The organism is Mizugakiibacter sp., assembly GCF_039680435.1.
In the GTDB taxonomy this organism is placed as follows: Bacteria; Pseudomonadota; Gammaproteobacteria; order Xanthomonadales; family Rhodanobacteraceae; genus Mizugakiibacter.
The window spans coordinates 1-9,166 of record NZ_JBDKSX010000132.1 but is presented as its reverse complement, the minus strand read 5'-3'; the positions used below and the strand labels follow the sequence as shown (position 1 = coordinate 9,166).

Annotated in this window: 9 protein-coding genes and 1 pseudogene; 2 read left to right on the top strand and 8 right to left on the bottom strand. The window is 71.9% G+C overall.

Annotated features, from left to right (window positions below; translation table 11 throughout):
- The 5 genes and pseudogenes from ABFC67_RS14200 to ABFC67_RS14180 all read right to left on the bottom strand — a co-directional run.
- Positions 1-614 (bottom strand): annotated as a pseudogene (locus tag ABFC67_RS14200) (acetate kinase); the annotation flags it as partial.
- A gap of 184 nt (positions 615-798) precedes the next feature.
- Positions 799-1,770 carry a hypothetical protein gene (locus tag ABFC67_RS14195; RefSeq protein ID WP_346738682.1) on the bottom strand — a complete coding sequence of 324 codons (972 nt, stop codon included), beginning with the start codon at positions 1,768-1,770 and terminating at the stop codon, positions 799-801.
- An 8-nt stretch (positions 1,771-1,778) separates the two neighbouring features.
- Complete coding sequence (locus tag ABFC67_RS14190; RefSeq protein WP_346738681.1) at positions 1,779-2,468, bottom strand: C39 family peptidase; 690 nt, start codon at positions 2,466-2,468, stop codon at positions 1,779-1,781.
- Complete coding sequence (locus tag ABFC67_RS14185) at positions 2,465-2,896, bottom strand: hypothetical protein (protein ID WP_346738680.1); 432 nt, start codon at positions 2,894-2,896, stop codon at positions 2,465-2,467. Before ABFC67_RS14185 ends, ABFC67_RS14190 begins: the two co-directional genes overlap by 4 nt.
- Positions 2,897-3,073: 177 nt before the next feature.
- On the bottom strand, positions 3,074-4,264 hold the full coding sequence (locus tag ABFC67_RS14180; RefSeq protein WP_346738679.1) for a hypothetical protein: 1,191 nt from the start codon (positions 4,262-4,264) through the stop codon (positions 3,074-3,076).
- Positions 4,265-4,647: 383 nt separating this feature from the next.
- On the opposite strand from ABFC67_RS14180, the gene ABFC67_RS14175 reads away from it, so the two are divergent.
- The gene (locus ABFC67_RS14175) at positions 4,648-5,892 is read left to right on the top strand and encodes an acetylornithine/succinylornithine family transaminase (protein ID WP_346738678.1); all 1,245 of its coding nucleotides are present in this window, start codon (positions 4,648-4,650) and stop codon (positions 5,890-5,892) included.
- Between the two features lie 2 nt (positions 5,893-5,894).
- On the opposite strand, the gene hemL is transcribed toward ABFC67_RS14175, so the two are convergent.
- On the bottom strand, positions 5,895-7,181 hold the full coding sequence (gene hemL, locus ABFC67_RS14170) for a glutamate-1-semialdehyde 2,1-aminomutase (protein ID WP_346738677.1): 1,287 nt from the start codon (positions 7,179-7,181) through the stop codon (positions 5,895-5,897).
- The gene (thiE, locus tag ABFC67_RS14165) at positions 7,178-7,780 is read right to left on the bottom strand and encodes a thiamine phosphate synthase (RefSeq protein ID WP_346738683.1); all 603 of its coding nucleotides are present in this window, start codon (positions 7,778-7,780) and stop codon (positions 7,178-7,180) included. The genes hemL and thiE overlap by 4 nt, the downstream gene beginning before the upstream one ends.
- Before the next feature lie 135 nt (positions 7,781-7,915).
- Here thiE and ABFC67_RS14160 point away from each other — a divergent pair, with 135 nt between their 5' ends.
- Positions 7,916-8,122, top strand: coding sequence for a rubredoxin (locus tag ABFC67_RS14160; protein WP_346738676.1), 207 nt, complete (start codon positions 7,916-7,918; stop codon positions 8,120-8,122).
- A gap of 229 nt (positions 8,123-8,351) precedes the next feature.
- Here ABFC67_RS14160 and ABFC67_RS14155 read toward each other — a convergent pair whose 3' ends face one another.
- On the bottom strand, positions 8,352-8,801 hold the full coding sequence (locus ABFC67_RS14155) for a DUF192 domain-containing protein (RefSeq protein WP_346738675.1): 450 nt from the start codon (positions 8,799-8,801) through the stop codon (positions 8,352-8,354).
- Between the last annotated feature and the right edge of the window lie 365 nt (positions 8,802-9,166).

The window sequence follows — 9,166 nt, the reverse complement described above, 5'->3', positions numbered from 1 at the left end:
CCGGTGAACACCTCGCGGCTGACCGTATCGCCGTAGCTGTACACGTAGGGCACGCGCGCTTCGAACTCGAAGCGGTTGGTCAGGCCGTAGCGCGCGGTCAGCGCGGTGGTGATCGTGGTGGTCTTGACCTCGCGCACGTCGATCAGGCCGATCAGGATCGCCGGGATGATGGTGTAGCCGACCAGCGCCACGCGATCGCTGGAGGAATAGCCGAACTGCACCGACGGCTCCAGCACGATCTTGTGGCGCGGCGTCAGCACGCCGGGCTGGTCGAAGATCGGCGCGATCTCGGGCGGACGTGAGGCCTGCTCCGGCGCCTTGCCCACCGGCTTCGCCGGCGGCTGCGGTTCCGCCTGCGCGACCGCGGCCTGCGCCGGCCCGCTGCGGGCGGTGCCGCCGCGGTGCTTGGCCAGCGTCTGCTCGTCGAGCGCGTGCTGCAGCGCGCCCAGCGCCGCCTCCTGCTCGGCCAGCGAGCGCTTCAGTTCCTCCAGGCGGGCGATGTGCGCGTCGACGTCCTGGCGCAACGCCGCGTAGCGCGCGTCCGCGTCGTCGGTCGGCGGCGCGGACTGCGCGTGCGCCAGGCCGGCGGCCACGGCCAGGGTAAGGCAGCTCAAGGAACCGATGCATCGTGATCGCGCGTGATTCATGTCGTTCCGCGCGGATGACCGCGTCGCGCATGCCGACCGACGGGCGTGCCCGCCGGCTCGATGCGCCGTCGTCGGTCGATCCGCAACGCCTCCCTTGCATGTTGCGAGCGATACCCGCGCCGTCCGCCGGCGCGGCCCCGTTACCGTCGTGCTATCTGCCGCCGACCGTGTTGAACAACGCCGATTGCAGCGTGCCCAGCGCATTGAGAGCCTTGAAATCCTGCAGCGTGTTGACCGACGCGTTGATGGTGATCTGGTTGCGGATCACCTGGTTGTCGAGCGTGTTCTGGATCACCGTGGTGCCGTAGGTGGTCGACATCGTGGCCGGATCGAACGTGTTGCCGGGCCCGTTGCGGATCCAGGTGGCGGTACCGATCACCGCCGCCAGTTCGCGCGCCTCGTCGGCGGTGATGTGGCCGACGTCGGCGATGTCCACGCGCGTGCTCGCGGCGAGCGTGCCGTTGATGTAGACGACGCGCTCGATGCCGAAGCCGACCTTGAGGCCGCTGCGGGTTTCGAAGCCGCCGCGCATCGTGTCGAGGTGGTCGTCGCCGACCGGCGTCCAGGCCAGTTCCGGCCCCATGCCGCCGTCGCGCGGACGCAGCGCGACCGGTCGTTCGACGAGCTGCGGCGCAGGCGGCGGTGGTGGCGCGGCGGGCGCGACGCCGGGCGGGCGCGGCGGCGGCGCGGCGGGCGCGGCAGCGGCGACGGTCGTCGCCGGCATCGCCGGTGCCGACGGCGCGACGGGCGCTGCGGGAGGCGCGACGGGCGCGACGGGAGGGACCGGCGCGGCGGGAGGGACCAGCGCAATCGCCGCGATCGTCGTCGGCGCCGGCGGCGGCACCGCCGCCGCGATCGCCGCGTATGCCTGCGAGCTCGCGGCGATCGCCGACGGGGCCGGTTGCGCTGTGCTGACCGGGGTGGACGCCGTCGCGGCTGCCGGCGCGGTGTCCCATGCTTCCACGTATACGCCGAGCTGGTCGGCGACCGCTTCCGCCAGCGTGGGCGGCGCATGCGCGGCGTCACTGCCGGCGGCGTCCTGCGCGCGGGCGGGCGCGAGCCATGCCAGGCCGGCGCCGAGCGCGGCGCGCATCCACATTTGCTTGCTGGCCGCGGCTCGCATGCGCGCTCCTAGATGTCGCCGGGCCCGTGCTTGGGCAGCACCGTGTGGCCGAGGCCGTCGCGGATGATCGCGAGCTGCAGCGGCGCGCCGGGCGCCACCCGCCAGTCGGCCGGATCGTTGAAGCGGGCGAGCTCGCGGCGGTTGTGGACGACGAACAGGATGTGGTCTTCCCAGATCGCCTCGAAGCGCCGCCGCGACATCGCGTGCGTGCCGGTGGCCGGATCGCCGATCAGCACGCGCCCGTTCACGAGCCCCTTCACCACCACGAAATGGTGGTAGCCGCTCGAGCTGATCAGCACGATCGCGGGCAGCCGGTTCTCGGCCAGCTTCTCCAGCGGCACCTCGAAGCCGTCGGCGGCGTAGCCGTGCGCGCCCAGGTAGCGCTTGATGTCGAGCAGCGAGAAGCCTTCCTTGCGGATCTTGGCCTGGTCGCCGTGCGCGTACATCTGCGCGAACACCGCTTCTTCGCTGACCGGCTGCCCGTACTGGTAGGTGAGCAGAGTGGCGACGGCGGCCGAGCCGCAACTGAAGTCGTAGTGCTGGCGGATCGTGCTCTTGAAGCGCGCTTCCTTGAGGCTGGTCACTGCCAGCCGGTAGCGCCCGCCCTGCAGGCCGGCGAGTTCGAGCGCGTTCGCGCCTGTCGTGCCGGCCAGCAGCGTGAACGCGAGCGCGAGCGATGCCAGCGCGGTCCGTCTCATGGCGGGGTGAACTGCACGTTGACGATGGTCGCGTTCTGGATCAGCACGTTCGCGCCGGAGTTCTGGATCACCGTGGCGATGCCGCTGGTATTGGCGAACGCGCCGCCGCCGATCGCGTTGCTGCCGGTGGCGACGTTGGTGGCGCTGGTGTCGGACACCGTGCCGTCGGTCCAGATCCCGTTGTCGACGCTGCTGTCTCCGCCGCGGTGGTGGTCGAGCGCGAGCGCGTTCAGCGGGATTCCCATGCCCGCGACCGGGGCCGCGGACGCGGCTCGCGCATCGACGGGCCGTGCCGGCACGCTGTCGGGAATCGTTGCGGCTTGCGCCGCGGCGACGGGGACCGGTGCCGCGCCCTGCTGTCCGAACGCACTGGCGCAGGGCAGGCACAGCAGCACTCCCGCCACCCAGACCCTTGCATGGGCATTCATGATGATTCCTCCTGGCGGATGCGCGGTCCGCGCGCATCGTGCGTGGACGTGCTTCCGTCGCTCGCGCCGGCATCCGCCGGTGCGACGTCGCAAGTGGGCGCCATCCGCACGCGTGCTGCGCAGCCATGCCGCGGAGCGCGTTCCCTGCGCTCCGCGGCCCGCTCTCCGCTCATTCGCTCACGGGCCGACCGTCAGGTTGGCCTGCACGGTGACCGCCTGCTGGACCAGCGACGCCATACCGCTGTTCTGGTTGGCGACCATGATCCCGGCCGCGGACTGGCCGACGCTCGTCATGTTGTTCGACATGTTGAACGTGCCGGCATCCGCATAGGCGTTTCCGCCCGCGCCGCCCGCGCCGCCGACCGCGCCGTTGCCGACGCCGCCGTTGCCGGTGCCGCCGTTGCCGGTGCCGCCGTCGCCGCCCGGCGCGCCGACCGCGCCGACCGCGCCGTCACCGGCGGTGGCGCTGCCGTTGGAGGCGCTGGAGGAGGCGCCGCCGTTGGTGGCGCTGCCGTTGGTGGCGCTGCCACCCGCACCGCCGGTGCCGGCCGCGTTGGCCAGCGAGCCGCCGGTCCCACCGCTGCCCGAACCGGCGCCGCCGGTCGCGCTGGACGATCCGCCCGTGCCCGTACCGGTGCCGGCCGTGCCCGCGCCGCCGGTCGCGGTCGAGCCGTCGCTTCTGCGATTGTGTGCGTTGCCGCCGTAGGCGTCGCCGCCACCGCCGAGGCCGGCGGACTCGGAACCGGCGTGGCCGCCCTTGCCGTAACCGTCGCCGCCGTTGGTGCCCTTGGCGTAGGCGTCGCCGCCGTCGCCACCGTTGCCGGCGCTGGCGTCGCCGATCGTGGCGCTGCCGTTGCTGGAATCGCCGGCGCTGGCACTGCCGTTGAGCGCGCTGCCGCCGTTGCCGCCGCGGCCGCCGTTGCCGCCGTCGCCGCCGTTACCGGCGTAGCCGTCGCCGCCATAGCCGTCGCCGCCGTAGCCCGGGCCGCCGTAGCCGGCGCCGCCCTTGCCGCCGGATCCGCCGTTGGCGTTGCCGGCGTTGTCGGCGACGTTGCCGATGTCGGAGATGCTGATGTTGGAGACGGCGCCTTCCAGTCGGCTGATCGCTACGGCCTTGCTGCTGTTGAACGAGTTGGAGAAGGTCGCGGTCGCGGTCGAGCCGTTGTTGGCGGCCGCCGTGCCGTAACCGTCGGCATAGGCCTTGCCCTTGTTGTCGCGGTTGTCACCGGTGCTGCTGTCGCTCTTCTGGTAGGCGAACGAGTGATGGTCCGCCATCGATCCGGTTCCCGACTGGGTGTCGTCGGCCCACGCCAGGCTGCTGAGTCCGAGCGCGAGACAGACTGCGGACGCGAGTAGGGTGCGTTTCATAAATTCCTCCTTGGGGGATGTCGCGGACCCGCCGATCAGGGGAGCGGGTCGACGCGCGCCATGCATGTGCAAGCTTGATGCCGGCGCCGTGGCGCTCCGGCGCATTTCGTGGAAAGCCACGCAGCGGCGCGGGGTTGCGGCCGGACAGTCGACATGGTCGCGCGCGGCCGCCGCGCCGGGACCGTAACGCGCCTGTTACGGTGCGCGCCGCGGCGCCGCGCGCGACGAGTGCGAATTCGCAACGCATTTCAGGCTGTTGGCGCGGACGGCGCGGCAGCGGCAGGCTGTATCAAATCTGTTACGCCCCACGCCCGCGCGATACAGTCGGCGGCCGCATAATGCGCGGCTGTGGCGCGCCGGTGGCGCGGCCGGCGGAGCCATCGATGATCGACCCCACGTTGCCCGGCGCGGCCAGCGCCGAACTCGTCCGCAAGGGCCAGCGCTACTACCTGCCGGTGTACCGGCCGCGCGAGGTGATCCTCGATCGCGGCCGCGGCGCGCGCGTGTGGGATCTGGACAATCGCGAGTACGTCGACTTCGCGGCCGGCATCGCGGTCAACGCGCTCGGCCACGCCGATCCGGAACTGGTCGCGGCGCTGACCGCGCAGGCCGGCAAGCTCTGGCACACCAGCAACGTGTTCTACAGCGAGCCGCCGCTGCGGCTCGCCGAGGAACTGGTCGAGGCCTCCGGCTTCGCCGCGCGCGCGTTCCTGTGCAACTCCGGCGCGGAAGCCAACGAGGCGGCGATCAAGCTGGTGCGCAAATGGGCGGCGGCGCAGGGGCGCGCGCCGGAGCGGCGCACGATCCTCAGCTTTCGCGGCTCGTTCCACGGCCGCACGCTGGCGACCGTCACCGCCACCGCGCAGCCGAAATACCAGCAAGGCTACGAGCCGTTGCCCGCGGGTTTCCGCTACTGCGATTTCAACGACGCCGCGCAGGCCGAGGCGGCGTTCGCGGCCGGCGACATCGCCGGCGTACTGGTGGAACCGGTGCAGGGCGAGGGCGGCGTGATGCCGGCGGCGCCCGGCTTCCTCGCGCACCTGCGCGCGCTGTGCGATCGCCATGGCGCGCTGCTGGTGTGCGACGAGATCCAGGCCGGCATGGGTCGCACCGGCACGCTGTTCGCGCACGTGCAGGACGGCGTGGCGCCGGACATCGTCACGCTGGCGAAAGCGTTGGGCGCCGGCTTCCCGATCGGCGCGATGCTGGCCGCGCCGAAGGTGGCCGAGGTCATGCAGTACGGCGCGCACGGCACCACCTTCGGCGGCAATCCGCTGGCGGCGGCGGTGGCGCGCGTGGCGCTGCGGCGGCTGCGCGCGCCCGAGCTGCTCGGCAACGTCGAGCGCCAGGGCCGCGCGCTGCGCGAAGGATTGGCGCGCATCGACGCGGAGCTCGGCGTGTTCGCCCAAGTGCGCGGCCGCGGCCTGATGCTTGGCGCGGTGCTGCGCGACCAATACGAGGGGCGCGCGGGCGAGGTGCTCGAGCTTGCGCTGCAGCACGGTCTGCTGCTGCTGCAGGCCGGCCCCGACGTGCTGCGCCTGGTGCCGCCGCTGGTGATCGGCGATGCCGACGTGGTGGACGGCTTGCGCCGCCTGCGCGATGCGCTGGCGGCGTTCGTCGGCCGCTGAACTCAGCCGGCCTTCGCTTCGCGGAACGCCGCGCGCGCGGCGTCCAGCGTGTCGGCGATGTCCTGCTCGCCGTGCGCGGCGGACATGAACCCCGCCTCGAACGCCGATGGCGCCAGGTACACGCCGCGCTTCAGCATGCCGTGGAAGAAGCGGTTGAACGCGCCCGTGTCGCAGGCGGTGGCCTGCGCGTAGGTCTCGACTTTCGCGTCGGTGAAGAACAGGCCGAACATGCCGCACACGCGGTTGACGCTGAACGGCACGCCGGCCTCGGTCGCGACCGCGCGCAGGCCGTCGGTGAGCAGGCGCGTCTTGCGCTGCAGATCGGCGTGGAAGCCGGGCTGCTGGATCAGCTCCAGCATGGCCAGGCCCGCCGCCATCGCCACCGGATTGCCGGAGAGCGTGCCGGCCTGGTAGACCGGGCCGGCCGGTGCGATCTGCTGCATCAGGTCGCGGCGCCCGCCGTAGGCGCCGACCGGCATGCCGCCGCCGATGATCTTGCCGAACGTGGTCAGGTCGGGGGTGACGCCGTACAGCTCTTGCGCGCCGCCGAGCGCGACGCGGAAGCCGGTCATCACCTCGTCGAGGATCAGCAGCGCGCCGTGGCGCGTGCACAGTTCGCGCAGGCCCTGCAGGTAGCCTTCGCGCGGCGGGATACAGTTCATGTTGCCGGCGATCGGCTCGACGATCACGCAGGCGATGTCGTCGCCTTCGGCGGCAAGCAGCGCTTCGACGGCGGCGAGATCGTTGTAGGGCAGGGTGAGCGTGAGGTCGGCGTTCGCCTTCGGCACGCCCGGCGAGGTCGGCACGCCCAGCGTCAGTGCGCCGGAGCCCGCCTTGACCAGGAAGCTGTCGCCGTGGCCGTGGTAGCAGCCCTCGAACTTCACCACCTTGTTGCGGCCGGTGGCGCCGCGCGCCAGGCGGATCGCCGACATCGTCGCCTCGGTGCCGGAGTTGACCATGCGCACCATCTCGACCGACGGCACCAGGCGCGCGATCGTCTCCGCCATCGTCACCTCGGCCGGACACGGCGTGCCGAACGAGAGGCCGTCGCGCACCGCGCGTTCCACCGCCGCGCGCACCTGCGGGTGGTTGTGGCCGACCACCATCGGCCCCCACGAGCCGACGTAGTCGATGTAGCGCGTGCCCTCGACGTCCCACAGGTAGGCGCCGTCCGCGCGCGCGGTGAAGAACGGCTCGCCGCCGACCGACTTGAAGGCGCGCACCGGCGAGTTGACGCCGCCGGGCAGCAGTTCCTGCGCGCGGCGGAAGAGTTCGTGATTGCGGGTCATGGCTGGCGGGATCGGGTGGTGGCGAAAAGGTCGGCGAAGCGGCGCGCCGCGGCGCGCACGTCGGCGGCGCCGAATACCGCGGCGATCACGGCGAGGTAGTCGGCGCCCGCTTCGACCAGGGTGCCGCCATTGTCGGGCGTGATGCCGCCGATCGCCACCAGCGGCAGGCCGAGCGCGCGCGCCTCGCGCAGCAGCGCCGGTGCCGCGCGGCGCGCCGCGGGTTTGGTGGACGAGGGGAAGAACGCGCCGAAGGCGAGGTAGTCGGCGCCGGCTGCGGCAAGTTGTCGCGCCCGCCGCGCCGAGTCGTAGCAGGACACGCCGACGATCGCGTCCGCGCCGAGGCGCGCGCGCGCGGCGGCGATGTCGTCGTCGTGCTCGCCGAGATGCACGCCGGCGGCGCCGACGGCGGCGGCCAGTTCGATGTCGTCGTTGACGATCAGCGGCACGCCGCGGTCCGCGCAAAGCTGCGCCAGCGCTTGCGCTTCGCGCAATCGGCGCGGCGCATCGGCGGTCTTGTCACGGTACTGCAGCAGCGTGGCGCCGCCGTCCAGCGCCGCCGCCGCGGCGTCGCGCAGGTCGGCGCGCGGTCCGTCGGTGATCGCGTACAGGCCGCGGCCGGACAGCCGGGCGCGCGTCACGAGCGCCCCGCCGCGTGCCTGCCGTGCGCGCTTTCGTGGGTGTCCGCGACCTGAGACAATGAACAGAATTCAACCGTCGACATGCGTTTCGCTCCCATGACCTCTACCGCCGCCGCCATCGTCCACACCGAGACCTACCGCAAGTTCATGTGCGTGGTCTGCGGCTTCATCTACGACGAAGCGCTCGGCCATCCCGAGGACGGCATTGTGCCGGGCACGCGCTGGGAAGACATTCCCGACACCTGGACCTGCCCGGACTGCGGCGTGACCAAGGCCGACTTCGAGCTGATCGTCGAGAACTGAGTCCGCCCGCACGCGGCCGCGGCGCCGCCCGCGTTGCGCCAGCCGTCGTCATTGCGCCGACACGCATGGCTGTTTCACTGCCTTCCGCGAGGAGGTGGAACATGAAACAGTTCGTGCCCTTCACCGACGACTGGTTCGAGCGCGACGGCGCCCTGCCCGGGCCGCTGGTGCCGTACCGCGCGGAGCTGCCGTGCCGCCGCCTGCTCGACGATGCGCAGGCCGCGCCGGATCAGCGCACCTCGCCGAGATCGGCGTGGATCGACAGCGTATCGCCGACCGTGACGCCCATGCGCGCGGCGCTGCCGCCGGCCAGCTCGAGCACGTAGCGCGCCGGCGCGTTGCTGGGATAGATGGCGCACGGATCCTGCCGGCACGGCTGCGCGTCGCGCTGTACCGCCACCAGCTTGCCGTCGGCGTCGAAAAACAGCATGTCGAGCGGGATGCGCGTGTTCTTCATCCAGAATTCGCGCGGCGCGTCGTCGGCGAACACGAACAACATGCCGCGGTCGGTGGCGATGCGGTCACGGAACATCAGGCCCTGCGCGCGGCTGGCGTCGTCGTTGGCGACTTCCACCGCGATGCGGTGGCCGCGCAGCGCCACGTAGTTTCGTTGCGGGCCCGCGGCGGAAGCGCCCGCGGCGATGGACATCAGCAGCAGCAGCGGCAGCACGTGCTTCATCGGGACAACCGGCGGATGCGCGCGGCGAGTCGACGCGGGCGTGCAGTGTAGCGCGCCCGCAACATCGCGCGGCGCGCCGCCCCTTCCCACCGTCGAAGGCGCGGCGTATCATCTCGGCCCCTTCCGCATGACTCGCCGGTCGGCGAGTCGTGCGACACGCGGGTGTGTTCGACGCCTTCGGGTGTTGACGGAAGAGAAAAGGGATGTAGAATGTGCGGCTCCCTCGGGCGAAACGCCGTGAGGTGCGGTGCGAAGTTGGCGCTGCAAGCGATTGATCTTTGACAGTGTGCGCAGGTGACTTGTGTGGGCGCCTTGCGGTGGATGGAAGTCCACGATAGCAAGCGTCCAACCCTTGAACCTAAGTG